The sequence below is a fragment of the Caballeronia sp. LZ008 genome, assembly GCF_031451435.1.
Lineage (GTDB): Bacteria > Pseudomonadota > Gammaproteobacteria > Burkholderiales > Burkholderiaceae > Caballeronia > Caballeronia zhejiangensis.
Genome location: NZ_JARUXK010000004.1, coordinates 120,285 through 145,944 on the forward strand (window position 1 = coordinate 120,285; position 25,660 = coordinate 145,944).

The 25,660-nt window shown below is 61.8% G+C and carries 24 protein-coding genes and 2 pseudogenes; 13 read left to right on the top strand and 13 right to left on the bottom strand.

Annotated elements, in window-relative coordinates:
* Positions 1-235 precede the first annotated feature (235 nt).
* Positions 236-676 (top strand): PaaI family thioesterase, encoded by a 441-nt coding sequence (locus QCE49_RS25275; RefSeq protein ID WP_008354191.1) that lies wholly within the window; start codon positions 236-238, stop codon positions 674-676.
* Positions 677-748: 72 nt separating this feature from the next.
* Here QCE49_RS25275 and QCE49_RS25280 read toward each other — a convergent pair whose 3' ends face one another.
* Genes QCE49_RS25280 through QCE49_RS25305 form a run of 6 tightly spaced genes read right to left on the bottom strand, consistent with a single transcriptional unit; the run spans position 749 to position 5,958 of the window.
* Positions 749-1,597, bottom strand: a complete 849-nt coding sequence (locus QCE49_RS25280) for an ureidoglycolate lyase (RefSeq protein WP_250457899.1) — start codon at positions 1,595-1,597, stop codon at positions 749-751.
* A gap of 41 nt (positions 1,598-1,638) precedes the next feature.
* On the bottom strand, positions 1,639-2,382 hold the full coding sequence (locus tag QCE49_RS25285; protein WP_250457902.1) for an SDR family oxidoreductase: 744 nt from the start codon (positions 2,380-2,382) through the stop codon (positions 1,639-1,641).
* A gap of 43 nt (positions 2,383-2,425) precedes the next feature.
* Entirely contained in the window at positions 2,426-3,271 is an 846-nt protein-coding gene (locus tag QCE49_RS25290) for an amidohydrolase (protein WP_175982390.1), read from the bottom strand.
* Between the two features lie 8 nt (positions 3,272-3,279).
* Entirely contained in the window at positions 3,280-4,329 is a 1,050-nt protein-coding gene (locus QCE49_RS25295; protein WP_250457911.1) for an aldo/keto reductase, read from the bottom strand.
* Between the two features lie 34 nt (positions 4,330-4,363).
* Positions 4,364-5,632, bottom strand: a complete 1,269-nt coding sequence (locus QCE49_RS25300) for a UxaA family hydrolase (protein ID WP_175982369.1) — start codon at positions 5,630-5,632, stop codon at positions 4,364-4,366.
* A gap of 8 nt (positions 5,633-5,640) precedes the next feature.
* A complete protein-coding gene (locus QCE49_RS25305) occupies positions 5,641-5,958 on the bottom strand; it encodes a UxaA family hydrolase (protein WP_175982368.1) in 318 nt (105 codons plus the stop codon).
* 211 nt (positions 5,959-6,169) lie between these two features.
* On the opposite strand from QCE49_RS25305, the gene QCE49_RS25310 reads away from it, so the two are divergent.
* On the top strand, positions 6,170-6,967 hold the full coding sequence (locus QCE49_RS25310) for an IclR family transcriptional regulator (RefSeq protein WP_409017491.1): 798 nt from the start codon (positions 6,170-6,172) through the stop codon (positions 6,965-6,967).
* A gap of 93 nt (positions 6,968-7,060) precedes the next feature.
* Positions 7,061-7,606, top strand: coding sequence for a hypothetical protein (locus tag QCE49_RS25315; protein ID WP_008354201.1), 546 nt, complete (start codon positions 7,061-7,063; stop codon positions 7,604-7,606).
* Here the strand turns inward: QCE49_RS25315 and QCE49_RS25320 are convergent.
* Positions 7,603-10,002 carry a GNAT family N-acetyltransferase gene (locus QCE49_RS25320; RefSeq protein ID WP_250457913.1) on the bottom strand — a complete coding sequence of 800 codons (2,400 nt, stop codon included), beginning with the start codon at positions 10,000-10,002 and terminating at the stop codon, positions 7,603-7,605. The two genes, QCE49_RS25315 and QCE49_RS25320, sit on opposite strands and share 4 nt — an antisense overlap.
* Positions 10,003-10,336: 334 nt before the next feature.
* Here QCE49_RS25320 and parA point away from each other — a divergent pair, with 334 nt between their 5' ends.
* From parA to QCE49_RS25330, 3 genes and pseudogenes are all read left to right on the top strand, one after another.
* Positions 10,337-10,999, top strand: a complete 663-nt coding sequence (gene parA / locus QCE49_RS25325; protein WP_175982366.1) for a ParA family partition ATPase — start codon at positions 10,337-10,339, stop codon at positions 10,997-10,999.
* A 24-nt stretch (positions 11,000-11,023) separates the two neighbouring features.
* A pseudogene (locus QCE49_RS34625) lies at positions 11,024-11,129 on the top strand (chromosome partitioning protein ParB); the annotation flags it as partial.
* Between the two features lie 77 nt (positions 11,130-11,206).
* A pseudogene (locus tag QCE49_RS25330) lies at positions 11,207-12,088 on the top strand (ParB/RepB/Spo0J family partition protein); the annotation flags it as partial.
* Between the two features lie 76 nt (positions 12,089-12,164).
* Here the strand turns inward: QCE49_RS25330 and QCE49_RS25335 are convergent.
* Positions 12,165-13,511 carry a replication initiation protein gene (locus QCE49_RS25335; RefSeq protein ID WP_008354205.1) on the bottom strand — a complete coding sequence of 449 codons (1,347 nt, stop codon included), beginning with the start codon at positions 13,509-13,511 and terminating at the stop codon, positions 12,165-12,167.
* Positions 13,512-15,250: 1,739 nt separating this feature from the next.
* Here QCE49_RS25335 and QCE49_RS25340 point away from each other — a divergent pair.
* Positions 15,251-16,450 (top strand): DNA-binding protein, encoded by a 1,200-nt coding sequence (locus tag QCE49_RS25340; RefSeq protein ID WP_250457917.1) that lies wholly within the window; start codon positions 15,251-15,253, stop codon positions 16,448-16,450.
* Between the two features lie 24 nt (positions 16,451-16,474).
* Here QCE49_RS25340 and QCE49_RS25345 read toward each other — a convergent pair whose 3' ends face one another.
* Positions 16,475-17,503 (bottom strand): tyrosine-type recombinase/integrase, encoded by a 1,029-nt coding sequence (locus QCE49_RS25345; RefSeq protein ID WP_250457919.1) that lies wholly within the window; start codon positions 17,501-17,503, stop codon positions 16,475-16,477.
* 186 nt (positions 17,504-17,689) lie between these two features.
* On the opposite strand from QCE49_RS25345, the gene QCE49_RS25350 reads away from it, so the two are divergent.
* Complete coding sequence (locus QCE49_RS25350) at positions 17,690-19,114, top strand: DUF2252 domain-containing protein (RefSeq protein WP_250457921.1); 1,425 nt, start codon at positions 17,690-17,692, stop codon at positions 19,112-19,114.
* A gap of 65 nt (positions 19,115-19,179) precedes the next feature.
* Here the strand turns inward: QCE49_RS25350 and QCE49_RS25355 are convergent, their stop codons facing one another.
* Positions 19,180-19,536: a DUF2471 family protein gene (locus tag QCE49_RS25355; RefSeq protein ID WP_008354210.1), complete on the bottom strand. Its 357-nt coding sequence runs from the start codon at positions 19,534-19,536 to the stop codon at positions 19,180-19,182.
* A gap of 264 nt (positions 19,537-19,800) precedes the next feature.
* Here QCE49_RS25355 and QCE49_RS25360 point away from each other — a divergent pair, with 264 nt between their 5' ends.
* A complete protein-coding gene (locus QCE49_RS25360; protein WP_008354211.1) occupies positions 19,801-19,989 on the top strand; it encodes a CsbD family protein in 189 nt (62 codons plus the stop codon).
* Between the two features lie 131 nt (positions 19,990-20,120).
* Here QCE49_RS25360 and QCE49_RS25365 read toward each other — a convergent pair whose 3' ends face one another.
* Entirely contained in the window at positions 20,121-20,723 is a 603-nt protein-coding gene (locus tag QCE49_RS25365) for a helix-turn-helix domain-containing protein (protein ID WP_250457993.1), read from the bottom strand.
* A gap of 155 nt (positions 20,724-20,878) precedes the next feature.
* On the opposite strand from QCE49_RS25365, the gene QCE49_RS25370 reads away from it, so the two are divergent.
* Both QCE49_RS25370 and tdh read left to right on the top strand, forming a co-directional pair.
* Complete coding sequence (locus QCE49_RS25370) at positions 20,879-22,081, top strand: glycine C-acetyltransferase (protein WP_250457922.1); 1,203 nt, start codon at positions 20,879-20,881, stop codon at positions 22,079-22,081.
* 69 nt (positions 22,082-22,150) lie between these two features.
* Positions 22,151-23,188, top strand: coding sequence for an L-threonine 3-dehydrogenase (gene tdh, locus QCE49_RS25375; protein ID WP_008354214.1), 1,038 nt, complete (start codon positions 22,151-22,153; stop codon positions 23,186-23,188).
* Positions 23,189-23,198: 10 nt separating this feature from the next.
* On the opposite strand, the gene QCE49_RS25380 is transcribed toward tdh, so the two are convergent.
* Positions 23,199-23,837 (bottom strand): YceI family protein, encoded by a 639-nt coding sequence (locus tag QCE49_RS25380; RefSeq protein ID WP_034472270.1) that lies wholly within the window; start codon positions 23,835-23,837, stop codon positions 23,199-23,201.
* Positions 23,838-24,017: 180 nt separating this feature from the next.
* Between QCE49_RS25380 and QCE49_RS25385 the strand changes: the two genes are divergently transcribed.
* Together QCE49_RS25385 and QCE49_RS25390 are read left to right on the top strand one after the other, a co-directional pair.
* Positions 24,018-24,536, top strand: a complete 519-nt coding sequence (locus QCE49_RS25385; RefSeq protein ID WP_250440836.1) for a hypothetical protein — start codon at positions 24,018-24,020, stop codon at positions 24,534-24,536.
* A gap of 344 nt (positions 24,537-24,880) precedes the next feature.
* On the top strand, positions 24,881-25,372 hold the full coding sequence (locus tag QCE49_RS25390; RefSeq protein ID WP_008354218.1) for a phosphate-starvation-inducible PsiE family protein: 492 nt from the start codon (positions 24,881-24,883) through the stop codon (positions 25,370-25,372).
* Positions 25,373-25,405: 33 nt separating this feature from the next.
* Here QCE49_RS25390 and QCE49_RS25395 read toward each other — a convergent pair whose 3' ends face one another.
* Complete coding sequence (locus QCE49_RS25395; RefSeq protein ID WP_008354219.1) at positions 25,406-25,648, bottom strand: hypothetical protein; 243 nt, start codon at positions 25,646-25,648, stop codon at positions 25,406-25,408.
* Positions 25,649-25,660 lie beyond the last annotated feature (12 nt).

Consider the following 25,660-nt stretch of genomic DNA (forward strand, 5'->3'; position numbering starts at 1 on the left):
ATGCGGGGACACTGCGGGTTTACGGCAGTCGGGCGACAAAGCTTGAATCGTTTGCCGCAGCGGCTTGTCTATGCGAATGCAGGGAACGCGCCGCTTCGGCGAATCGTCATCGGAGAGCGCGCGTGCCGCCCGAAACGCACCATTGCACAATTTTTGCGTGACTTCCTTGCAGTGCGCGCGATCGCTTCCTATTGTCTTTGCAGGACGGCACCGAACCCACCCAAGGAGTGTCCGAATGGCCGAAATTGTCGATATCGCGCGCGGTGCGCTTAATGCGCAACCGTTCAGCGCCTTGCTCGGAACAAAACTGATGCAGGTCGATTCAGCGAGTCTCACGCTGTGTCTGACGATCAGGGACGAGCTAAGGCAACAACACGGCTTCGTACACGGCGGGGTGGTGAGTTATCTCGTGGACAACGCCCTGACCTTCGCGGGCGCGCTGCGGCTCGGGCCGAAGGTCGTCACCGGCGAATACAAGATCAACTATCTGCGCCCGGCCGTCTCCGGAACGCTGATGGCGCGTGCTCGCGTCGTCCATGCCGGCATGACGCAGGCAACCTGCCAGTGCGACGTGTTCGTCACCGATGGCGGCGCCGAGCGGCTCGTCGCGGTCGCGCAGGGCACGATCACGCGCATCTCCGAAGGCGTTGCGGCGGAACCCGTCTATCACGCCTGAACTTTTCGAATCCCGTCGTCCGAAACGAAAAACCTCGCCGCGGCGAGGTTTTTTGTCGTTGCTGCGGGCCGATTACTGCGCCGCGACGGTCTTCTGCGTCTGCTCGCCGAGACCCTGAATGCCGAGCTTCATCGTCTGGCCGGCCTTCAGGAAGACCGGGTTCGGCTTCACGCCCATGCCGACGCCCGGCGGCGTGCCCGTCGAGATGACATCGCCCGGCTGCAGGCTCATCACCTTCGACAGATACGCGACCAGTTGCGCGACCGTGAAGACCATGGTCTTCGTGTTGCCGTTCTGATAGCGTTTGCCGTCGACTTCGAGCCACAGATCGAGCTTCTGCGGATCCGCGACTTCGTCCTTCGTGACGAGCCACGGACCGATCGGGCCGAACGTGTCGAAGCCCTTGCCCTTGTCCCATTGCGTGCCGTGTTCGAGCTGCCATTCGCGCTCGGAAACGTCGTTGATCACGCAATAGCCCGCGACGTAATCGAGCGCGTTGGCTTCATCGACATACTTCGCTTCCTTGCCGATGACCACGCCGAGCTCGACTTCCCAATCGGTCTTCACCGAGTTGCGCGGGATTTCGACGTCGTCGTTCGGGCCGCAGATCGCGCTCGTCCATTTGTTGAAGATGACCGGCTCGGTCGGCACCGGCAGATTCGATTCGGCGGCGTGATCCGCGTAGTTCAGGCCGATGCACACGAACTTGCCGACGCGCCCCACGCACGGTCCGATGCGCGGATTGCCGTCGACGACCGGCAGCGTCGCCGGATCGGTCGCGCGCAATTTGGCCAGGCCCGCTTCGGTCAGCGTCGCGCAGGCGATGTCATCGACGACCTTCGACAAGTCGCGAATCTGGCCTTCGGCGTCCAAGAGACCCGGTTTTTCCTGACCCTTGGGGCCGTAACGAAGCAGCTTCATCTGATGTGATCCTCCTGGTTCCAAATAACGTGAGCGGTCGGTCAGTTCGACCAGCCGCCGTCGATGATGTGAATCTGTCCCGTCGTGAACGACGATTCGTCGGAGCCGAGATACAGCGCGAGCGCCGCGATTTCTTCGGCGCGGCCGACGCGTCCCATCGGCTGGCGCGCGACGAACGCGGCCTGCACCTGATCGACGCTCGCGCCCTGCGCCTTCGCCTGCTCCGCGATGCGGTCCTTGAGCGACGGCGATTCCACCGTGCCCGGACAGATCGCGTTGCAGCGAATGCCGCGCGTGACGAAATCGGCGGCGACGGATTTCGTGAGGCCGATCACCGCCGCCTTCGACGCGCCGTACACGAAGCGGTTCGGCACGCCCTTCACGCTCGATGCCGCCGACGACATGTTGATGATCGAGCCGCCGCCTTTTTCCAGCATCTTCGGCAGGAACGCGCGAATCGTCCGATACATCGCCTTCGCGTTCAGATCGAAGGCGAAGTCCCAGTCTTCCTCGCTCGCCTCCAGAATCGAGCCGGCGTGCACATAGCCCGCGCAGTTGAAGAGCACGTCGATCGCGCCGATCTCGCCGGCCAGCGCGTTGATCGCCTGCGGGTCGCGCACATCGAGCTTGCGCACTTCGAAGGGCTTGCCTTCGAGCGATTGCGTGCGGATGTCGGTGGCGATCACGCGCGCGCCCTGTGCCGCGAACAGTTCGGCGGTCGCGAGCCCGATGCCTTGCCCCGCCGCCGTGATCAGCGCGGTCTTGCCTGCCAGTCTTTGTACCATCTACTGCTCCAGTCGGAAGTGTTTTTGAGACATGCCGGGTATATCAGCCGTTTCTTAGGCGATAGAAGGCGCGGGCGTTCGCGCCGAAAATCGCGTCCTGCTGCGCCTTTTCGAGATGTGACGTGAGATTGCGCGCCGTGTCGTGCCACGCCGCGTAGCTGCCATTCATGTCGAGCACGGGCCAGTCGCTACCCCACATCAGCCGTGCATATCCGAAATGTTCGAGCAGATGCGCGACGTAGGGTTTCAGCGTTTCGTCGGTCCAGTTCGGGTTCGCTTCGGTCGCGAGTCCGGACAATTTGCAATGCAGCTTTTGCGGCAGTTTCGCGAGTTGCGCGATGCCATCGGCCCACGGTTGCCAGCCCACGTCGATGCCGTCGCGGATCGGCGGCTTCGCGCCATGATCGACGACGATTCTTAGTTCTGGATATCGCTCGACGAACTTCACGAGCGACGGCACATGCCGCGCGAAGATCAGCGCGTCGAAGGCGAGATCGAGATCGATCAGACGCTCGATCGCGTCCTTGCGCGGCGCGTGCTCGATCCACGTATCGTCGGGCAAGTCCTGAAGCATCGGGCGCACGGCCTTGAACTTCGGCTCGCGCGCGAGTTCGTCGATGATCGCCGCGGCATCGGCCGAATCGAGCGGCACCCAGCCGACGACGCCCGCGATCGAATCGTCGCTGCGCGCGAGATCGAGCAGATAGCGCGTTTCGTCGACCGTCGGCGCGGCCTGCACGACAACCGTTTTCTGAACGCCGGCCGCCTTGCGCAGCGGCGCGAGATCGTCGGGACCGAACACGCGATACAGCGGCTTCATGTCGGGCGTGAGCCAGCCATAGTCGCCGCGCGCGGGATCCCAATAGTGTTGATGCGCGTCGATGTTCACATTCGATGTCATCGCGGCACCGGTGCATTCGCATGAAGCAGACCTTCCGCGCGCAACGCGTCCCACAGCGCGGACGGAACCGGCGTCGCGAACGATGCAGCATTCTCGCGCACTTCGTCCGGCGTGCGCGCGCCCATCAGAACCGTGGCCACAACTTTATGCGCATAAGGAAACTGGATGGCCGCCGTCGACAGCGCAACGCCATGCGCGCGACATACGCGTTCCAGCTTGCCGACGCGCTCGACGACGTCCTTCGGCGCATCGCCGTAATTGAACTTGAGATCGCCATGCGCGTTGGCATCGAGACCACGCGCGAGAATGCCCGAGTTGAACGCGCCACCCAGCAAAATACTCACGCCGCGCTTCTCGCATTCGGGCAATAAATCATCGAGCGTGTTTTGCTCGAGCAGTGTGTAGCGGCCGGCGAGCAGCGCACAGTCGATGTCGAATTCGGCCATCGCTTCCATCACTGCCGCGCCTTCGTTCACGCCGAGGCCGACCGCTTTCACGCCGCGCGATTGCTTCAATTCTTCGAGCGCGCGGAAGCCGCCTGCATCGGTCAGTTGCTTCCAGTAGTGCGCGTTCTTGTCGCCGTGCGTCACGCGGCCGATATCGTGGATCAGCACGATATCGATATCGGTCATGCCGAGCCGCATCTGACTGTCTTCGAATGAACGAAGGATGCCGTCGTAGGTGTAGTCGTAAATCGCCTGAAACGGCAGCGGCGCGGCCCAGCCTTCCCTGCCGTCGTCGGGCGTCGTGCGCGGCACGAAGCGGCGGCCGACTTTCGTCGACAGCACGAAATCGCCGCGCGGATAACGCCGCAATGCATCGCCGAGCCGATGCTCCGCTTTCGTGTGGCCGTAGTGCGGCGCCGTGTCGAAGAAGCGGATGCCCGCCTGCCACGCGGCATCGACGGTCGCGCGCGCCTCGTCTTCCGTCAGCTCGTGATACAGACCGCCGAGCGGCGCGGTGCCGAGCGACAACGCGGTGACTTCCAGCGACGTGCGGCCAATCCTGCGTCGACGTGAAACTGCCTCTTGCGCTTCTGCGGTCATCTGCAAACCCCGAATGATTTAGAGATGGCGAAACTCAAGCCGCCACAGTAACGCGTCGCGCGGCGCTCGGCAAACACGCGGGGCCGACCGGCTCGAAGGTTTTGTAAGTCAGGATGAACTCCTGATGCCCGAGCGCCTCCGACTTCGACGCCGCGCCCGCCGCCACCGCAACGGTCACGTCGACGATCTCGCGGCCCACCTCGTCGAGCGTCGCGCGGCCCTCGAGGATGCGGCCCGCGTCGACGTCCATGTCGCCGGACAGATTGCGATACGTCGACGGATTCGCGCAGACCTTGATGACGGGCGATATCGCCGAGCCGACGACCGAGCCGCGCCCCGTCGTGAAGAGAATGACGTGACAGCCGCACGCAATCAGCTCGCCGATCTCCGCGTTGTCGCTGATATTCGGAAAGCCGAAGCGCGGCTCGCCATCGGGCACGACATCGAGCAGATAGAGACCGCCGGTCGGCGGAATATCGCCCGGCTTGATGATGCCGACGATCGGCGACGCCCCGCTCTTCGAATATGCGCCGAGCGATTTCTCTTCCTGCGTCGTCAGTCCGCCGTCCGCGTTGCCGACCGAGAACGAGCCGTGGCCCATCGTCGTGTAATAGCGCGCGGCCTTTTGCACGCATTCGACGATGGCATCGCCCAGTTCGGCCCGCGCCGCGCGCCGCTTCATGTGGAATTCGCAGCCGACCAACTCGCCCGTTTCCTCGAAGATGCACGACGCGCCTTGATCGATGAAAGCATCGAACGCGCGCCCCACGGCCGGATTCGCCGTGATGCCGCTGGTGCCGTCCGAGCCGCCGCAGATCGTCCCGACGATCAGTTCGTCGAGCGCCATCGGCACTTTCTGTTGAGCCGCGAGCGTCGCGCGCGCCTCGCGCACCCAGTCGAGACCGTTCTGGATCGTGCTGCGCGTGCCGCCTTTTTCCTGAATCGTGAGCACGGCGGCGGGACGGCCGCTCGCGCGCACGACATCGGCGAGATAGTGCTTGTTCATGCTCTCGCAGCCGAGCGACACGAACAGCACCGCACCTACGTTCGGATGCGTGCAGATGCGCTCCAGCATCTTTTCGGCGTAGCTATTGGGATAGCAGCCCGGAAAGCCGATCAGATGCACGGGCGGTTCGACTTGCGGATCGAAGGAATCGAAATCATCGAACGATGGACGGAAGTGCGCGACGATCTCGCGCGCAACGTGATGCGCGCATTCGACGAGATACGCCACCGCGACGACATTGCGGATGCCTTTGCGGCCATCCGCCCGGAGATAGCCCTGCAGTGCGGAAGTGTCCATGGAAGTGTTCAGTGCTGCACGTAGGCGTGTGCGGCATCGTGCGTGTAAGTGGGTAGGTAGTCGCTTTCCAGGTTGTGCGTATGCAGATGCTCGCCGCGCGCGACATCGACGCTTACGTGGCCGATGATCGCGCCATAACGCAGTACCTTTTCGTCCTTCGACAACGCGCGCCGCGCGATCTTGTGCGCAAGCTCGATGGTCGTCACGAGCGTGACAGACTCGCCTTCGATCATCAGCGTCTCGCCAGCGGGCAGGCGCGCGGCGGCGATCAGGCAGTTGTCTTCCGGACTGAGAAGAATCAGGCGCGGATCGGTGGTTTCTTGCATCGTCGATCTCAGAAGGAGGATTGCGCCGAACGTCCAAAGCAAGTCGCCGCGGGAAAACGTGGATGCAACGATTCATCAGTGAACGTAATATTCATAGACGCACCAGTCGAAGTCAACAATGACGCAACCCGGATCGATCAGTGATTTCCCTAGCCGGCGCATGCGAATGGGATCGCGCTCCCTGACGGAAGGCTTAAACTCGCGCGAATTCATGAACCAACTCAGACAGCACATGGACGTGGAAGACAACGACGCCGATCGTTATCGCGCGCCCGCGCTCGATAAAGGGCTCGATATTCTCGAATTGCTTTCGGAACAGAAGTCGGGCCTCACGCGTGCGGAAATCACGAAGATGCTCCGGCGCAACGCGAGTGAGATGTATCGGATGCTGGAGCGGCTGGTCGCGCGGCAGTACGTTGTGCGCTCGCCCGAAGGCGATCGTTATTCGTTGAGCCTGAAGCTGTATGCGCTCGCGCATCGGCATCCGCCGATGAATCGGCTCATCGCCGAGGCGCTTCCGGCGATGCAGCGATTCGCAGATGCAGCCGAGCAATCCGTGCATCTCGTCGTCTACGATCGCGGAAATTTGCTCGTCATCGCGCAAGTGGACGGCCCCGGCACGTGGGGCATTTCAGTGCGGCTCGGCTCGCGCGTCGGGTTGATCGACACGGGCTCCGGCCGCGTCATGCTCGCGTTTCAGACCGACGAACAGCGCGAACACATGCTCGCCGAGCATACGAAGGTCAAAGGCGAACTCGCGGTCGATCGCGCCGTGCTCGACGCCGACTACCGGCGAGTTCGCGAACTCGGCTATTCGCAAAAGGATAGCCAGCAGACTTTCGGCGTGACGGACGTGACGTATCCGCTGCTCGGGCCGTCCGGCCAGGCGATCGCCGCCCTCACCTGCCCGTACCTGCGGCGCATCGACGAATACGTGGCGCCGTCGATCGAAGACGTCACGTCCTTGCTGAAAAATGCAGCCGCGTCGCTTTCGATGACGCACGACTGAATGGCGCACGCTTCGCGCGTTAGAATGGCGGCCCTCTCAAAAAGACGGCGCGCCGCGATGGCGTGCCGCCGTATACAATCCGACGCATTCCCGATGGCGAAACTCCTTTCCGACTCCGAATTCCTCCGCTTCACCGAACTGCAGCAAAAACAGGCGAACTTCACGATCACATCCGAAGAAGCCGACGAACTGCGCGAGATTGTCGCCCGCGCGCAAAAGAAACGCGACGATCGCGCGGCCGCGATGCAGGCGATCGAAACGTATATCGCGCAGTTCGACATCACGCCCGACGAGCTTTTTTCGGCCGAGCAGATCGGCGATGCGGCACGGACATTCGGCCTGATTCCCGCCGCGAAGAAGGAGCGCACGCTGCCGCCGCAACTGACGTACAACGGCAAGCCGTATCAGTGGACGTCGCGCGCGCTGCCCGACGACATTCGCGTGCCGCTCTTCGATGCGTTCACTTCGGGGCAATCGGTGAAGCCGTTCATCGCGACGTTGAAGGACACGTCGCGATGCGCGTTGACAATCGCGCGCCTCGAAAAGGAAACGGGCAGTTTGTACGCCGAAGCATTGCTCGACGAGCTTTCGCTGTCGCGCGCCCAGATCGACGACGCGCTCGCCAAATTCGCGGCTTAATCGCCGCGCGGCTGTGACGGCGCATCGCACAGCCGCATCCTGAAACCGACGACGCCCGGGTCGTCGGTCTTCGTCACTTCGAAGCCGGTGTTGCGTGCGAGCGCGATCATGCCGGCGTTCTCGCGCAACGCCTCGCCGACCATCCAGCGGGTGCCGCGCTGTCTCGCGTAGTCGATGATGCGCGACAGCAGCAGCGAGCCCAATCCCCTGCCCTTCATGTCCGAGCGCGCGGCGACGGCGAATTCCGCGGTCTCGTTGTCCGGATCGGCGATCGCGCGCGCGACACCGAGCGTCTCGCCCGTGCCGTCACCGTTCGCTCGCGTGACGATCAGCGCCATTTCGCGGTCGTAGTCGATCTGCGTCATGCGCGCGAGTTGCGAATGATCGAAGTTACGGACAGCGCCAAAGAAGCGCAGGCGCAAATCCTCGGCGGTATTGGCCGCGACGAACGCCGCGTGCGCTTCTTCGTCTTCGGGACGAATCGGCCTCACGGTGACGCGCATGCCGCGCCAGTCGAGCGTCTCTTCGAGGCAGCGTGGATACGGCACGATCGCCAGCGGCTTGCGATGCGCGCCGAGCGTGAGTTGCGGTTCGTGAACGGCGACTGAATCGCGCGTCACGCGCAACGTGAGACGCAGCGCAACGATTTCTTCGATATAGCAAACGAGTTGCGATAACGCCGTCAGCGCATTGAGCAGCGACTCGGCGGGCAGTTCGCGCGAACGCGGCGAGCGCATGACGAGATCGCGCGAAAGCACTGGATTGAGCGGCGGCAAGGCAAACTCGTGAAGTGCGTCGGCAAGGCCGAGCGCGCCTTCGGCCTTGAATTCGAATACCGGACCGAACACGCGATGGTTGAGCAGGCGCGTCTGAATTTCGACGGCATCGCTCGTAAGCGAGTCGGGCGGCCCCGGTTTCACCGAGATGCCGAAACGAGCGAATACGCGCGCCGCACGTTCGCCATTCAATTCGGCGATGCCGTTTGCGAGCGCCGTGCGAATCTCGTTGTGCGCGGCGTCGATGTCTTCGGGAATATTCGCGGGGAGGCCGTCGGGCGTTTGCATCAAGAGTTCGCGGCCCTGCCGGAAATCGACGAGCCGGGCAAAACCGCGCGCCAGCCGATGCGGCGTCGTGTGCACGGGAATGCCGTTCGCGTGCAACTCGTCGCGCGTGGCGGCATCGACACAGCCGAAAAAGCACGCGAGCAATCCGCGATATGCGTGACGTCGCTCGGCAATCAACGTGCGGGCGACTTCGGCGACGGGCGCGCTATGCGTCGGCGCATGCACGACGAACACTGTGCCGGTCTCGCGATGCGATGCGAGCGCTTCGAGCGCCGCGCCGAAATCCGCGGGCGTGGCGTCGTCGCCGAGAAGAAGTGGATTGCCCGCGCGAGCGCGAGGCAGCGCGGCGGCGACGGCGTCGCGCGCGGCGATCGGCCATTGCGCGAGGTCGTCGCCGGCTGCGCCAAAGGCGTCCTGGGCAAGTGCTGCGACGCCGCGGTCGCTTGTGATGACAGTTGCGACATCGCTTGTCGCGACGCGGCCGATGCCCAAGGTCTCGATCTCATCGAGCAGATCATCGAGCGAATCGACGCGGACGAGTCCGGCACGGCGGAAGGCCGCGCCGTAGAGGCGGTCGAAAGGGTCATCGCGACCCGTGCGCAGCACGAGCACCGGTTTGTTTCGCGCGGCGGCGCGCGCGGCGGACATGAATTTGCGCGCCGACCGAACCGTTTCGATGGCGAGCAGAATCGCACGCGTCGATGCATCGCTTGCAAGGAAATCGAGGATGTCGCCGGAATCGACGTCGGCTTCATCCCCGAGCGCGACGATTCGCGAGAAGCCGAGTCCGCGAGCACGCGCCCATCCCAGTACGCCGTTCGTCAGCGCGTTCGATCCCGACACCCACGCGACGCCGCCCGATTTGACACTGCATGCGGGCGCGCCGAGACATGCGCCGATTGCCGGCGTGACGACGCCGAGACTGGCAGGTCCGATCACGCGCACAAGAAAAGGCCGGGCGGCGGCGAGCGTACGAACGGTCCATTCGTCGGCGTCCGCTGCGGAAGACTCTCCGCGTTGCTTCGCTTCGCCGACGATCACGACGGCTTTCGTTCCGCGTCGGCCGAGGCGCTCGATGAGGTCCGGCCAAGTGTGCGGTCGCGTGCAAATCACGGCAACGTTCGGCGCTTCCGGTAACGCGTCGACGTCGCGGTACACGGTTTCGCCGGTCAGCGAGTCGTATTTTGGATTGACTGGCCAAAGAGAACCTGTGAAGCCAGCGCATTGCACACGCGCCCAGACCATCTGGCCGATGCTGCCTGCACGCGAGGAAGCGCCGACGACAGCGATCGACTTCGGCGCGAACAGGGTGTCCAGGTTGCGAACGGTCATGGAGGCTCCGGCATAGGCGCAGTTGTGTCAGCGCCTAGGATAGGCGATTTCGTTTTGCAGGTGATGACTGGCGTCCAGGCCACCGAGGGAGTGCGACTTTATGCGCATAAAGGCGAGGCGGCGGTGCTTGTAAGACCCGCCTCGCCATAGGATGGCGGCGGCTTTATGCGCATAAGGTCGGGCACTTCCGACGCCGGCGCCGCCGGCCGGACAAGGACTTTATGCGCATAAACCTCGGCCGAACGGCTAACGCGAGTCAGTTGTTGCGGAATATCACTGGAAAAACAACAACGACAATGTAGAATTCAACGGACTTCAAAATACGGAGTGGAACGTGGCGGCGGAAATCATAGCGATCACGCAACAAAAGGGCGGCGTCGGCAAAAGCACGATTGCGATGCATCTCGGTGCGGCCTTTCACGAAAAGAAGAAGCGTGTGCTCGTAGTCGACGCCGATGGTCAGAACACGCTGATCCATTGGTCAAGCGCCGCATCGGATGACGCAAGCGGCATCCCGTTTCCAGTCGTCAATCTCTCGGAGGCCGGCGGGCAGATTCATCGGGAAATCAAGAAGTTCGTCAACGACTACGACATCATCGTCGTGGATTGCCCGCCGTCGATCACCGAGAAGGTATCTGGCGTCGTGTTGCTGGCGGCGAGCGTCGCGGTGATTCCGACTTCGTCATCGCCGGCGGACTATTGGTCGAGCGTCGGCCTTGTCAAGCTCGTTCAGCAAGCGCAGGTGATGAACGAAGATCTGCGCGCCGTCTTTCTGCTCAACAAGACCGAAGAAAAGCGCATGCTCACGCGCGAACTCAAGGTTGCGCTCGAAGAGCTCGGCTTTCCCTTATTGAAAACGCAGATCCCAACGCGCGAGTGTTACAAGCAGGCGATGGCGCTTGGACAGACCGTGCTTCAAATGAGCGATCGCGGCTCGCGCCTCGCAGCGGCGGAAATCCGCTCGGTCGCGGACGAGATCCTCGACATGCTCTCCTGACTTTATGCGCATAAAGGACCCTGAATGAAACCGTCCCAATTTGCCAAGGGCTTCAAGGCTCGGCCCGACACGACGAGCAGCGAGAAGCGCACTGCGCTGGATCGTCTGAATGCGATCGATGGCATCGTCGACATTCAACATGTGGGGCAGGCCGCCGCGAACGGCCGATCGAGCGCCTTCGTGGCCGACGAGCCGGGCGACATCAACGCCGGACCTGAGTCCGATGAATATCGTGCGTGGCGCCGTGCAAACCGCTACACGGCCGGACAGATAATCGAGTTGCCGCTCAAGTCGATCAAGCCCAGCCCGTTCAACCCGCGCCATTTCTATCTGAAGACGTCAATCGCGGAATTGGCCGTCAATCTGGCGAAGCAGGGCCAGCAACAGGCGATTCACGTCATTCCCGATTACGAGAATCCGGGAACGTTCTTCGTCAGCGATGGCGGTCGGCGCGTGCGAGCACTGAAAGAGGCAAACAAGGAAACCGTGAAGGCAGTGGTCGTCGATCTGCCGATCGGCATTCAGAGCTACAAGCTCGGTTATGACCTGAACGTTCAGCGCGACTCGCAGACTGTTTTCGACAACGCCGTGGTCTGGCGACGCTTTCTCGACGAACAGCATTTCCAGAGCCAGCGCGAACTGGCGGATCACCTCGGGCTGGACGAATCGACGATCGCCGTCGCTTTGTCGATCGCGAAGCTTCCTGAGAACGTCATGCACGAGATGGTTGCGCGGCCGGACCGATTCGGCTCGAACATGGCCTATCAGATCGTGCGCTATCACGCCGCGCGCGGCACCGACGCCACGCTGCGGCTGATCAACAAGATCACGTCGGATGACCTGAGCACGCGGCAGGTCGCCGATATCGTCAAGGGCCGCGCGAACGCTCAGGAAGCGCCGAAGACGCCTGGCCGGCAACGCTATGCGCGGCGCCTCGAAATCAAGCTGGACGGCGTCGCAGTCGGCGATCTGAAGTCATACGGCGAAGATCGTCTCGAGTTGCGTTTGCGCGGCTTGTCGCGCGAGAAGCGCGATGAGCTACTGCATCAGATCGAACTGATGCTTCAGCCTGTCGAGACCAAGAAGTAAATGCACACGATGGCCGCCGAGATCATGGACCGGCGGCCATTTTCGAATCGGACGTTTTCGGTTGCGCGCGGAGACTTTAGCGCGATTGACTGAGCGTAAATGCCAGCAAGTCGCCATCGGTCGGCTCGCCCCACGTCTTTCGCGCCAGCCAGTCGAAGAAGGATGTTTCCGCCAGCTTCGAATCCAGTCCGCGCTTGCGCCAGTCGTCGCGCATGTGGGCACCGAGCCCCGGCAAAACGTCTTCCTCGAAGGATTGACGCGCGACCTCCCGTTCTTCCTCACCTTGCTCGTCGTACAGCACGCGCGCTTCCTTGCGGCGGTACGCCGAGAATTCGCTCAACAAGCGGGCTTTGAGATCGTCGGCGGCAGCCGGCGTGCGGGAGGCCGTACCGCTCGTTGCCGGGGGCAGCGCTTCTACCGGTGGCGCGTAGCCCTTTTTGAGCGCGTCCTTGAAAAGCGCCGCGCCGCTGCGAACCGGCGGCAAAGTCGTGCTGCGCATGCGCTGTTCGGTCATCTGCAACGCCGCGCGGATGCGGTTTTCTTCGCTGTCGGCATACAGCGTCTGCGCGTCCTTGAGCGGAATGCCAATCTTCACCATCCGATCCACCAACGTGCTGTCGAAGACGTTCGGATGTTCGTCCAGCGCGAGCATCGGCTGCTTTTGTTCGGTCACGCGGAACTGAATCTCAGCCACGCGGCGCCCTTCGCGGTGTTCCACCAGTTCGACGAAGATATTGGTCACCGCATTCACCTCGGCGATTGCGGGCCGCAGATAATCGCGTTTGAAGTATTTGTATTCGCGCTTGGCTTCGTCGCCGGCTTCGGTATCGGGCGTTCCTGAAAGAATAGGCCGCCACCATTCCCACGTCTCGCGCATCGTCAGATGGCTGGGATTCGTGAGATAGCGAACGCAAATTTCATAGAGTGCGAGGCCGGCGCTGCTGCGCAACTGACTCTGGAATTGCAGGCTCAGGCGCGCATACTGCACAGGATCCAGCAGCTTCTTTTTGATTTTCGGCGCGAATGAAAATTCGACCCAGACGCGGCGCGTCGTCGGATCTTCGAGGATTTCGGCGTCGGCGATCAGCGTCGATATGCCCCACTTGCGACCCGGCTTCTGACTCGATGTGCCGGTGCTCCATTCGACCTGCACCGACACCATGCGACGCAAATGCTCCTTCACGAGCGCAGTGTCGTTCGAGTCGAACGCCGAATTTGCGACGATATCCGACAGCAGCGCGCGATACGTGTCACCGGAGTCGTCGGCTTGTTGAGCAACGGCTAGCAGCACATTGAACAACTTTCTGGTGAGCAGCGTGATCTTGCCGCTTTTCGGCTGAATCGCAATGGCCTCGACTGCCTTGCGCAGTTCCGCCGAACTGGGGCTGACGACATCGGTTTTCTTTGCGCGCTTGGTGGCCATGAAATGGTCAAGATCGATATTGCGAGCAAGGATACCGATTGGGGTGAAGCCCGTCTATAGGGACACCCTCACCACACAGGGGTGATTGCCAGACAGACAGCACGGCTCACTGCGGTGCGCTCCCGAAAACACTCACCGCTCACCGATCGAGGGTATCTTTTAGCTGTAGTGTCCACGCGGGTAAACGGATTGCGACGGTTTTTCGGCGCCATCCGGGAGCTAAAGCAGTCTCCCGAATAGGCTCACCTTAAAAATTTTTCGGCTCGTTGAACGACGTGTGGCGCGGCAGAGACAGCCGAAAGTCCGTCCTTCTCCGCTTCGGCCGCGCATCGGTGCGGTGCAAAGTTATAACGGCGCGCACTCACTTCAAAAGATCGGCATCGACAGGTCCCGAAAAGTCTCACCTCATCGAGTTTTCTTCAACCCGATCGCCGCCGTTCAGCCCCGTTCTACGGGCTTCGCGCCGCCTATGGCCCCCGAAAACTATCACTTTTGACCTGCTGCACGTCATATCGCCTGTCCCGCAAATGCTCACCCTGCTGCGTCCTGCAAAGCCTCACCTTTTTTCCGTCGTCGCTCAAAAATGGTGCTCTCCCAGGCACTTATCTCGCTTTCGACACAAAACGTGAAGAAGGTGGCTCCCGTAAATCCTCACCGACGGTTTCTTGGCACTATCCCGCACCGACGCTCCTAGCTCCCGCATTCCCTCACCATACCGTGTTTCCGCTAAACGCAACGACAGACCATCCTGGTCTATCCACTTGTTTCTAATATGTTTTTTCATGCGCGCGATTTCTCATCTAGTGCAGCGACAGTTCTCGTACAGCGCGCGTGATCCCGGATTTCCTCACCATGCGAGGCGCATGACAGGGAAGATGCACTGAAAAAGCAGGCGCAGACACTCCTGGAAAGGCTCACCTTAGACGCTCTCACCGGCCCTGCGAGCCCATCCAGGAAGAGACCACGGCTGCACCGAGACGTGCATCTTCCATTTCGCTCCCGGAAAAGCTCACCTCAGACATCGGCAGATGAAAATTTCAGCGAAAAGCAGCCTTCGCCCCCGAAAACGCTCACCTTTCTCTCGGAAATTACCCTGAAAACCCTCACCGATCGGTAAGCGTTACCCGAATCGACTCCAAAATGGTGCGATTCGAATGCTCCCGAAAATTCTCACCGAACGAAGCCGACAGACCAGGGGGGGCGCCCTCGGAAATCAACGCGTTAGCGTGCGCGTGCCCCGAATAAGCTCACCCATCATTTTGGAACCTCCCCGAACCCGCTCACGATTCTTCCCGAGAGCCCTCACCGATCATCCCGAAGCCCGTCACCGTTCGCTCCCGCAGAGTTTCACCATAGTTCCCGTACAATCTCACCTGACGTCCGGCAGAGCCTTATCCGATAAGGGTTCTGGCTGGCGTTAACGATGTTAACAAGGTTCAAAGGTGTTAACTTCTAATACTCTCTAGCGGTGCAGTGTTTTGCACGCAGTAATCAGAAAAATGAAAAGCTGCGTGAAACAGACACCCATGGCGCGTATGGGACTAAAATCCGCGACAAATCATCGACTTGCAGCGGTATCTTCAGGATGTTTCACGACGGCGGACATGTGTACCATGCCAAGTTGTCGAAAACGGCCTAAATGCTCTGTTATCGACGTTGGTGTCAATGATCGAACGAAAAACATAACGATCAACACGTAAAACGTTATGATCATCATGTTGAACTGCTAGATTTTCGCCATGGATCAATCTACTCGCGACACGCTGCGCCAAGAAATAGAAGCGATGCGCGCCACCGGCGCACGGCGGCAAGACCTCTCTCAACACGCCTGCAAGCGACTCTTCTTCGACCTGGGCGTTCGGCCCTCGGTTACGACTGTCCGCGAACTGACTCAAACCGGCAGCGCAAGCGACATCCCCAAGGACATCGAGGCGTTCTGGGCCGGTCTGCGTTCGACGTTGCGCGTTCGCATCGACGCTGGGGCGATGCCGGAATCATTGCAGGAACGTGCCGGCGAACTGCTGGCGGCTTTATATGACGAGGCTCAAACGGCCGCGCGTGCCGCCCTTAACGAGGAAAAGGCCCGTCTGGACATGGCCATCCAGGCCGCGCAAGCCCAGGCTCGCGATGCCGATATTCGTCGCGAGGCGATCGAGCGGGCTCAGCAGCGTGCCGAGGCGCGCGCCGAAGCAGGCGCTGCTCAGATCGCGGCGCTGGAAGCCGAATTGAAGACGCTGCGCAGTCAAGGCACAGACGCTCAGGCGGGCTTGCGCGAAGTCATCGCCCGATGGGAGAAGGAGAACGAGACGCTCTCGGCGCGTCTGCAGCAGGAGCAGGACGCTGCGGCACGGCTGCGCGACCGCATCGACGAGCTTCAAAACGAGCTGCGCCACAGCACCGAGCACTACGCTCAGCAGATCAAGGACGCGGTCAAGGAGGCCGAACGGCGCGTGCATCCGATGCTCGTCGAACTCGACTCCCTGCGCGGCATGGCCGCCACCTATCAGACCAGCGCACGCGAAGCGAGTCAGAAGGAATTCGATTTCATTCAACAACTTAGCGCAGCCCGAAGCCGCGCCGACCGGCTCGAGTCGCAAGTGCGGGCGCAGTCCGACGAAATCGATGCGCTAGTTCTCGAGCGCGATGCACGGCGGGTTCAATCCTGTGCGAGCGCGGAAGTCGGCGCGTTGATCGCGTCGCTGGCGGCGCAGGGGCGCCTCACTTCCGCCGAGATCGCCCGCCTCGGCACGCAGATTGACGCGCACGTCGCCGCGCCAACTTCCTGTCCGGCGTGCGAGGCTGGCGAACCGGAACTGCAGCGCCACGAAGACGAATACGAGCTTTCCTGCCCGAACTGCGAGCGCACGTCCGGGGCCACGGCATCGAAGCTTGCGGCCGTCGACGAATTTATCCGGTCGGCGCGCGTCAGCACCTCGTAATCGCGCGTCGAGTGAGCGCCGGCGTTAAAGGTGAGGGTTTTCGGGATCGTCGACGGACATGTGCCGTTCCCCGTCGGCGCGCGCGTGAGCAATGTCACGCTCCCGTATTTGCTCACCCATCCATTCTTGCCAGGCACGATGCAGCCGGTGAACCGAGATCGTCTGCTGGAATCCGAGCCACTGGCCGACGCGATCGGGGTCCGTGCCATCCTCGAACAACTCCGCCGCGTACGTGTTGCGCAAGGTCTGCGGACTTGCGCGCGCGACGCGCGATGCCGCTATCCCGGATGCGGCCACGACGGCGTCGATCGCGCGCAGCATCGTCGCCTTGTGCATGGAGCGTCCCGTCGGTGCTGCCGGGAATAGCAATTCGCCTGCAAGGCCAGCCGTCTTGCGCTCGCTGATCCAGTTGTCGAGCAGTTCGACCGCGAACGGAGCGAGCCGCGCCTGCCGGATCAGCAGCGGATTCGACGCGTCGACGGTCACGTAAGGCGCGCCGGCCGCGTAGCAATCGACGGTCAATTGCGCCGCTTCGCCCGTTTTCACGCCTGCGCCGAGAAAGACGGCGACCAACGCCCGGTCGCGCCGCTCGCGCCAGCGCTGCCCGGCCGGCAAGGCGCCGATCGGAGAAAACAGATGCGCGACGAGCAGCGCGCGCTCATCGTGGGTGAGAAAGCCCGTCGGCTCGTTGTCGCGTGCCTTGCGCCATGCCGCGTCGCCGTCCTGAGCGATGAAGCGCGCCGGATTCGTCGCCGCCGAGTCCACTTCCCGAACGTGATCCAGCACGCGCTCGATCAGCCGCAGATACCGCATGCGCTGCGGGCGTCGGATGTCCAGTTGCGCGACGAACTGTTCGATGACCGGACGTTGCACCGTATGCAGCGTCGCGCGTTTGGTGGCCAGCCACTCGAGAAAATTTCCCCATTGCGCGCGATACACATCGGCCGATGACGCCCTGAACGATTGCTGGGCGAGCCATGCATCGAACGCGGCGTGCGGGTCCGCCTGCCAGTCGGCGCGCTGTTGGTCGAAGAGATCGGAAGTGTTCGGCATATTGTTCGAAGGCGCGTTGCGCGCTGTATTGCACTGCGCACAGGGTCGGGCTTCGGGCGCGCGACGTCAAGCGCGTGTGTCCGCCAAAGTGTCGATAACTGTCTTGGCGGGCGTGCGTTTCGTCGACTACTGTCGTCTATACGGCTTCCTTCCATCCACGAACACAAGAGCAAAAAGGAGCGAGCGATGCCCCAGCAATCCTGGCAGGAACGTCGCGCGAATGGACGCGCCAGGCGCGAACGCACACCGCGGGCCGCGCAAGAGGCGATCGGCGATGTCGATCGCGATCCCATCGAGCTTCTGCGGACAAGCAGCAAAGGCCGCGTCGATGCGCTGATTCCCTTGCGTTACGGCCGCATGCTCGTTTCGCCGTTCACGTTTTATCGCGGCAGCGCGATCCTTCAGGCGCACGACCTGGCCGGCACACCGGACAGCGGCATCGCCATTCAGATCTGCGGCGACTGTCATCTTTCCAACTTTGGCGGCTTCGCAACGCCGGAGCGCGCGCTCATTTTCGATCTCAACGACTTCGACGAAACCGCGCCCGGTCCGTGGGAATGGGATTTGAAACGGTTGGTCGCGAGCTTCACGATCGCCGGCCGGCATCTCGGCCACGGCGATCTGGCTGCGGACGAGTTCGCGTTTGTCGCCGCGCGCAGCTATCAGACGCATCTGCGCGAGTACGCTGAAATGAGCGTGCTCGATCTCTGGTACGAGCGCATCACCTTCGATCGCATGTACCAGGCCGTGCAGAGCGAAGACGCGCGGCGGCGCATCAAGCGCGGCATCGAACGGGCTTCGCGCCGCACGCACGAAACGATGCTGCCGAAACTCGCCGACCGAACCGGCGACACGTGGCGCATTCGCGATGCGCCGCCTGCCGTGTTTCACATCCACGGCAAGAGCACGCTGATCGATAAGAACGACGGCTGGATGACGCTCAAAGCCAGTCGTGAAGATGCGCTCGCGACGCTCGTGCGCGATTATGTCGCGACGCTTACGCCGGAGCGCGCGAGATTGCTGTCGCAATTCAGCCTGCAGGATGTCGCGTTCAAGGTGGTCGGCGTGGGCAGCGTCGGCACGCGCTGCCTCATTTTGCTGCTCACGGATCATCACGACAAGCCGCTTTTCCTGCAGATGAAGGAGGCATCGACGTCGGTCGTCGCGAGATTCACGAAACATGCGAAGCACGCCGACGATATCAAACACGACGGGCACCGCGTCGTTCACGGACAACGTCTGATGCAGGCCGCCACGGACCCGTTTCTCGGCTGGGCGACGGGACCGCTCGGGCGCACGCTCTACATCCGCCAGTTACGCGACATGAAAATTTCCGCAGAACTCGATACTTTCAGCGACGACGTCTTTCGCGAGTACGCCGTGCTTTGCGGCTGGGCGCTTGCCCGCGCGCACGCGAAGTCCGGCGGATGCGCGCCGGAAATCTCGGGCTACCTGGGCAACAGCGATCGAATGGCCGACGTTCTAGTGCGCTACGGTCGCGCCTACGCGGATCAGGTGGAAAAGGACTACGAGGTGTTTCGCGTTGCGTGCCGGGACGGCAAGCTCGAATCGCGTTCGGATGCGGACATCGCGGCGGAGTTCGCGCCGTGAAACGATCCGCTGCGCGATGACATGAACCGGGGCACGCGGGTTCAGTCGCGTGCCGCGGGGATGCGTCAATGCGCAGCGCTGACTGCTCGTGGCCGATCCTGTCGCGATGCGCGCTCGTAGGCGTCTACGGCGAAGGCGAAAACGGCGGGCAAGGCATCCGAGGATGCAACGTCGACGACGTCATCGGTTTCGGGGAAATGAAAGTCATCGGGACGCGCGAACAGCTCGCGCAAGGCGGCTTCGTGTCGTCCCGCGAATCCGAGGTCCGCGACGGCCTCCGCCTCGATGGCATGCAACAGCCGCCAAGTCAGCGGCACTCCTTTATCGATGTAACGCCCCGCGATCTGACGCGTGATGCGCTCGAGGTCATGCACCGCGCGGGCGAACTGCCTTCTGCTCAGGTTTTCACCATTCGACTCCATGATCCACCCCTTCCAGCCGGTCTTATTGTACTGTACAAATATACAGTACTTGTTGCAATGAAAATAGCGTCGCGCGAGTCGAACCGGCTGTATGTGCGATTCCGCCTACGTGCGTTTCAGACATGCGCGGCTATGCGCGCCTGCCGACAAAGCGCATCGTTTAACCGTGCTTGGGAAACTCCTGAGCGGAACGCGCAGGCAGTTTCTGCGTTCGTTCGACGGCACCGCGCGGCCAACAGCGCTGCAAACCACGGGAGAACTGACATGAACAAGGATCAAGCCGAAGGCGTTGGCAAGCAGGTCAAGGGAAAGATCAACGAGGGCGTCGGCAAAATGACGGGGGACACGGCTCAGGAAGCCAAGGGCGACATGCAGCAAGCAGCCGGCAAGGTCCAAAAAGGCGTGGGCGATGCACGCGAGGATCTGAAGGACAGCGTGAAAAAGAACCCGTAAGACGGGCCAACCGGCGCCGCGACTCCGGCGCCGCTTTGAGCGGGACGTGCTCGATGCGCGTCCCGTTTTTATTGGCGGGCGCACGGCGGCGCGCCGACTTTATGCGCAAAAAGTTCCGGACGCTCAGCGCATCAGCCGTGGATGACGACGAGCAACGCCTTGGCCTCCGCGCGCCCGACATTCCGGATCGCGTGCGCCTCGTCCGCGGCATACCGCGCGGTTTCCCCCACCTTCAGACGACGCGTCGCACCCGACGCATCTACCTCAATGGAACCGTTCAGCACCGTGAGATGCTCGCGCGTTAACGGTTCGTGTGCATTCGACGTGAGCGCGGCGCCCGATTGCAGGGTAAGTTCGTACCACTCGAACTTGCCGGCGAGTTCAATCGGTCCCCACACGCGCAACTGATAGCCGCCGTTGTCTCCACTCAGGGTCGGTATTTCATGCAGCCCCGAAACGCGGATCGCTTCGGCGGGCCTTTGCTGCGCGAACAATTGGTCGAGGCTGATGCCGAGCGCATTGGTCAGTCGCCACGCGACGGCGATCGTCGGATTTGCCTTGTCGCGCTCGATCTCCGACAGCATCGACTTCGACACGCCGGCCGCGCGCGACAGATCGTCGAGGGTCAGCTTCCGTTCGCTGCGCAAGCGTTGAATGATCTCTCCGACGCGCGGCGGTGTTGCGCCTGCGCCCGCGAGATCGCCTGCTTTTCCCTCTGAACCCGTGCTTGCCATGAATCGACCAATCCCGTAAAGTGTTCGGCATATCGGAAATGCGTTCGAAATATCGAACATGTCCGATGCGATGGATGCACTATAACAGGGCTAAGGACGGCGCGCGCGAGTCACGAGGCGCGGATTGCATTGGCAGGCCCAGAACAAGGATTGCGATGAAAGACCGATATCTCTCCCATTTGCGTTCGACGCTCGACGAAATTCGCGCTGCGGGGTTCTACAAGACGGAGCGCGTCATCGCGAGTCCGCAGTCGTCGGACATTCGGCTCGCGAACGGCGCGGCGGTGCTGAACTTCTGCGCGAACAACTACCTGGGTCTTGCGGACGATCGCCGGCTCATCGAGGCCGCGAAGGACGGACTGGACGCCGATGGTTTCGGCATGGCGTCCGTGCGTTTCATCTGCGGCACGCAGACCGTGCACAAGGAACTCGAACAGGCAATCGCGCGTTTTCTCGAAACGGACGACGCCATTCTTTATTCGAGTTGCTTCGATGCAAATGGCGGCCTCTTCGAAACGCTGCTGACCGAAGAAGACGCGATCATCAGCGACGAACTGAATCACGCCAGCATCATCGACGGCGTGCGGCTCTCGAAGGCCCGGCGTCTGCGCTATAAGAACAACGACCTCGCCGATCTGGAAGCGCGTCTTCATGAAGCCGATGCAGCCGGCGCACGCTTCAAGCTGATCGCGACCGACGGGGTTTTTTCGATGGACGGCATTATCGCCAACCTTTCCGGCATCTGCGATCTCGCTGACCGTTACGGTGCGCTCGTCATGGTCGACGATTCCCACGCCGTCGGCTTCATCGGCGAGAACGGGCGCGGAACCCCGGAGCACTGCGGCGTGCTCGATCGCATCGACATCATTACCGGCACGCTCGGCAAGGCGCTTGGCGGCGCGTCAGGCGGCTATGTCGCCGCGCATAAGGAAGTCATCGATTTGCTGCGTCAGCGCAGCCGGCCGTATCTTTTCTCGAACACGTTGGCACCGAACATCGCCGCGGCATCGCTGAAAGTGCTTGAACTGCTCGCAAGCGACGAAGGCGCGACGTTGCGCCGGCGCGTCCGCGAGAACGGGGCGCACTTCCGCAAGGCGATGTCCGCGCTCGGCTTCGATCTTGTCCCCGGTGAACATCCGATCATTCCGGTCATGCTCGGCGACGCTCAACTCGCGTCCAAGATGGCTGATGCGCTGCTCGACGAAGGCGTCTATGTGATTGGCTTTTCCTACCCTGTGGTGCCGAAAGGACGCGCGCGCATCCGGACGCAGATGAGCGCGGCACACACGCCGGAACAGATCGATCGCGCAGTCGATGCGTTCGCTCGCGTCGGCCGATCCCTCGGCGTCATCGGCTGACTTTATGCGCATAAAGGCCCGCGACCTTCGAAGCAGCATCATCAAGACCAAACGCCAGGATCAAACGCAATGAAAGCCCTCGCCAAACTCGAACGCGCACCCGGCCTCACCCTGACGCGCGTGAAGCGACCCGAAGTCGGTCACAACGACGTTCTTATCCGCATCCGGAAGACGGCGATCTGCGGCACCGACATCCACATCTGGAAATGGGACGAATGGGCGCAGAAGACGATTCCGGTGCCGATGCATGTCGGTCACGAGTACGTCGGCGAGATCGTGGAGATGGGACAGGAAGTACGCGGCTTCGCCATCGGCGACCGCGTGTCGGGCGAAGGCCATATCACATGCGGTTTTTGTCGTAACTGCCGCGCGGGCCGTCGTCACCTGTGCCGCAACACGGTCGGCGTGGGCGTGAATCGTGAAGGCGCATTTGCGGAGTTTCTCGTGATCCCGGCGTTCAACGCGTTCAAGATTCCGCCTGACATTTCCGACGATCTCGCTGCGATCTTCGATCCGTTCGGCAACGCGACGCACACTGCCCTCTCGTTCAATCTCGTCGGCGAGGATGTGCTGATTACCGGCGCCGGGCCGATCGGCGTGATGGCTGCGGCGATCGCGCGGCACGTCGGCGCGCGCAACGTCGTCATCACCGATGTGAACGACTATCGGCTCGAACTTGCCCGCAAGATGGGCGCGACGCGCGCCGTCAACGTGGCCAACGAAAACCTGCGCGACGTGATGAGCGAACTCGGCATGACCGAAGGATTCGACGTGGGCCTGGAAATGTCCGGCGTGCCGAGCGCATTCACGGCGATGCTCGAATCGATGAATCACGGCGGCAAGGTCGCACTGCTCGGCATTCCGCCGGCGCAGACCGCCATCGACTGGAATCAGGTGATTTTCAAGGGACTCGAAATCAAGGGCATCTACGGACGCGAGATGTTCGAGACCTGGTACAAGATGGTCGCGATGCTGCAAAGCGGCCTCGATCTCTCCCCGATCCTCACGCACACGTTTCCCGTCGACGACTATCAGCGCGCATTCGACACGATGCTTTCCGGCAACAGCGGCAAGGTCGTGCTCGACTGGACCGCCGTCGCGGCCTGAGGGGCACGCATCACGGCGCGTTGTCCGCAGACGCCTTCGAAAATTCGGCCTGAATGGCGACGTGCACATCGTCGCCGACGGCCGGATACCACGTCGTCAGTCCGAACTGAGCGCGGCTGAAATGTCCGTCGGCGGAGAAGCCCAGCGTTTCCTGCTTCGTGAGCGGATTGACCGCGTGTCCGTTGAACGTCACGTTGAGCGTGACCGGCTTCGTCGTGCCGCGTATCGTCAGATCGCCCGTCAATATGCCCTTGTCTTCGCCGGTGCGTTGAAACGCCGTGCTGACGAAAACGATGTCCGGATAACGCGCGCCATCGAACATGTCCGGCCCTTTCAGCATGCGATCGAGCAGCGGCACATTGGTGTTGACGCTGGACGCGTCGATTCGCGCGCGTACCGAGCTTCCGGACATTCCGTCCGCGTTCCAGTCGAGTTGCGCCGTGGTCTTATCGAATCGGATGACGAAGCGCGAGTAGTGGAAATGATCGACGTCGAAACTCACGTTCCAGTGATGCGGATCGAGCTGATAACGTCCTGCCGGCACGCTCGATTCACTCGACGAAACGTGATGCGTCACGACCTGAAGCGGCGTGCACGCCGTCAATGCGATCGCCGCGAGAAAAAGAACGAGACGCTTATAAGCCTTCATCGCGCATTGCCTCGAAAACAAAAATAGAACGTCGACAAGTTTCGCCGAGATCATCCGAACGCGCGCAAGCCGTCACGGACTTTTCGTCAGCACACACGAAAATGTCGCGATCGGGTAGAGTTCGCCTCGACCTACATCTCAAAAAAGCGGCGCCACCGTACGCGCGTTGGCGGATAAAACATGTGCACATGGCTGTCCCGATTCCGAACGTTTCGCGCGCACTTGTCGGCGGTTGCCGCGCTCGTCGCGCTGGGCTGGACGCCCGCCGCGCACGCAAGCTGGTGCGGCGACGGTCTCTGGCTCGACGCGATGGTCGCTTCGCATCACTTTCACCCGGACAAGGACTTCGAGCAATTCAATCCGGGCATCGGCGTGGAATGCTGGGTCGCGCCGCAATGGGCGGTGACAGGCGGCTACTTTCGCAATTCGCTGTCGAAGCCGTCGTTCTACGGCGGCGGCGTGTGGGGACCGGACTTCCTTCACTGGAATTACATCAGGCTCGCAGTCATGGCCGGGCTCATCTCCGGCTATGACTACGGCAGCTACGGCCTCGGCCATAACCATACGGTCGGTCCGGTTGCCGCGCCGCTCATCATGCTGGAATACAAGCGCGTCGGCGCGAACATCATCCTGATTCCGCCGATCCCTTCGAGCGATCTTCCGTTCACGCTTGGGTTCATGCTCAGACTGCGATTCTGAACATCGTGCGGGGTTTGTGGTTTGTAACGTACTCCCGAGCTCCAGACGACTGAACGAGAATCCAGCTAACGCCTTCGCGGCCGAGGCAAACCGGCGACGCTGTCAGGCGCGCCGCGCATGCGTTCATTACACCAGCGTTGGCGGCCCAACGATTGCTGAGGGGTGCGATGTGACGCATCGTGCACAGCAGACAAGAGAAAAGAATCAGCACGTAGACGAAAGAAAACGCCGCACGCATGGCTCAACGTCATAGGCCCGGCTTTGGCTCGCTACGCGATGTCGGCGTCACTCCGTGCCCGAGTCTCTCTGCGACCCTATCCATGAGCAAGCCAACCCAGATTCGCATGAAGCTCGACGAATATCGGCTGCAATGGCGCGTGCTGACCTTCTACGAGCGCTTCGAGCAGATCATCGCCCACATCCTGAGCGTCGTGATCTCGGTGATCATCGTCGTATCGCTGTGGCAGTTGATTCGGGCGGTCATAGCGCTGACGCTGTCGGGGGCGCTCGATCCGCTGGATCATGCGATCTTTCAGGCGGTTTTCGGCATGGTGATGACGTTGTTGATCGCGATGGAATTCAAGCATTCGATCACTCGCGTCATGTTAAGACGCGATCACATCGTGCAGGTCAAGACAGTGCTTCTCGTGGCGATGCTCGCGATAGCGCGCAAGTTCATCATCCTTGACCCTGCCACGGACCCGGGCCGCATTGCCGCACTGGCGGCCGCGCTGATCGCGCTCGGCAGCGTCTACTGGCTAATGCGGCAACGCGACGATCCCGTCGATGCGGCGATTGCAGAGCGCGCCGCGCGGGATCGCGAAAAGCGCGATTGATATTCTGTTGGCGTGCTGCCGATGCTTTCAGCGTCAATCTGGCAGCACGAACTCGGTACGCATGTCTTCGATCACCTTCTCGACGTGATGTACATAGTCCGCACCGAGGTCGTTGAGCGGCACGATGTTCCAGTTGCGGCCGGATGCGTCGGGCGGATGCCGCTCTGGCAGCGGTATGCGCACGCGCAAGGCTCCCGGCGCGTCAGCGGAGATTTTGGCCATGCGGCTTTGCAGTTCGTCGCGAATCTGCTCAGGGGTTCGAACGGTTTTCGGCATGGGTCTGCCTCC

Bases quoted from the DNA above. Each gene is read 5' to 3' on its own strand.
- QCE49_RS25275 (WP_008354191.1), top strand. From the start codon at position 236: ATGGCCGAAATTGTCGATATCGCGCGCGGTGCGCTTAATGCGCAACCG.
- QCE49_RS25280 (WP_250457899.1), bottom strand. From the start codon at position 1,597: ATGAAGCTGCTTCGTTACGGCCCCAAGGGTCAGGAAAAACCGGGTCTC.
- QCE49_RS25285 (WP_250457902.1), bottom strand. From the start codon at position 2,382: ATGGTACAAAGACTGGCAGGCAAGACCGCGCTGATCACGGCGGCGGGG.
- QCE49_RS25295 (WP_250457911.1), bottom strand. From the start codon at position 4,329: ATGACCGCAGAAGCGCAAGAGGCAGTTTCACGTCGACGCAGGATTGGC.
- QCE49_RS25300 (WP_175982369.1), bottom strand. From the start codon at position 5,632: ATGGACACTTCCGCACTGCAGGGCTATCTCCGGGCGGATGGCCGCAAA.
- QCE49_RS25305 (WP_175982368.1), bottom strand. From the start codon at position 5,958: ATGCAAGAAACCACCGATCCGCGCCTGATTCTTCTCAGTCCGGAAGAC.
- QCE49_RS25310 (WP_409017491.1), top strand. From the start codon at position 6,170: ATGAACCAACTCAGACAGCACATGGACGTGGAAGACAACGACGCCGAT.
- QCE49_RS25315 (WP_008354201.1), top strand. From the start codon at position 7,061: ATGGCGAAACTCCTTTCCGACTCCGAATTCCTCCGCTTCACCGAACTG.
- QCE49_RS25320 (WP_250457913.1), bottom strand. From the start codon at position 10,002: ATGACCGTTCGCAACCTGGACACCCTGTTCGCGCCGAAGTCGATCGCT.
- QCE49_RS25335 (WP_008354205.1), bottom strand. From the start codon at position 13,511: ATGGCCACCAAGCGCGCAAAGAAAACCGATGTCGTCAGCCCCAGTTCG.
- QCE49_RS25340 (WP_250457917.1), top strand. From the start codon at position 15,251: ATGGATCAATCTACTCGCGACACGCTGCGCCAAGAAATAGAAGCGATG.
- QCE49_RS25345 (WP_250457919.1), bottom strand. From the start codon at position 17,503: ATGCCGAACACTTCCGATCTCTTCGACCAACAGCGCGCCGACTGGCAG.
- QCE49_RS25350 (WP_250457921.1), top strand. From the start codon at position 17,690: ATGCCCCAGCAATCCTGGCAGGAACGTCGCGCGAATGGACGCGCCAGG.
- QCE49_RS25355 (WP_008354210.1), bottom strand. From the start codon at position 19,536: ATGGAGTCGAATGGTGAAAACCTGAGCAGAAGGCAGTTCGCCCGCGCG.
- QCE49_RS25360 (WP_008354211.1), top strand. From the start codon at position 19,801: ATGAACAAGGATCAAGCCGAAGGCGTTGGCAAGCAGGTCAAGGGAAAG.
- QCE49_RS25365 (WP_250457993.1), bottom strand. From the start codon at position 20,723: ATGGCAAGCACGGGTTCAGAGGGAAAAGCAGGCGATCTCGCGGGCGCA.
- QCE49_RS25370 (WP_250457922.1), top strand. From the start codon at position 20,879: ATGAAAGACCGATATCTCTCCCATTTGCGTTCGACGCTCGACGAAATT.
- tdh (WP_008354214.1), top strand. From the start codon at position 22,151: ATGAAAGCCCTCGCCAAACTCGAACGCGCACCCGGCCTCACCCTGACG.
- QCE49_RS25380 (WP_034472270.1), bottom strand. From the start codon at position 23,837: ATGAAGGCTTATAAGCGTCTCGTTCTTTTTCTCGCGGCGATCGCATTG.
- QCE49_RS25385 (WP_250440836.1), top strand. From the start codon at position 24,018: ATGTGCACATGGCTGTCCCGATTCCGAACGTTTCGCGCGCACTTGTCG.
- QCE49_RS25390 (WP_008354218.1), top strand. From the start codon at position 24,881: ATGAAGCTCGACGAATATCGGCTGCAATGGCGCGTGCTGACCTTCTAC.
- QCE49_RS25395 (WP_008354219.1), bottom strand. From the start codon at position 25,648: ATGCCGAAAACCGTTCGAACCCCTGAGCAGATTCGCGACGAACTGCAA.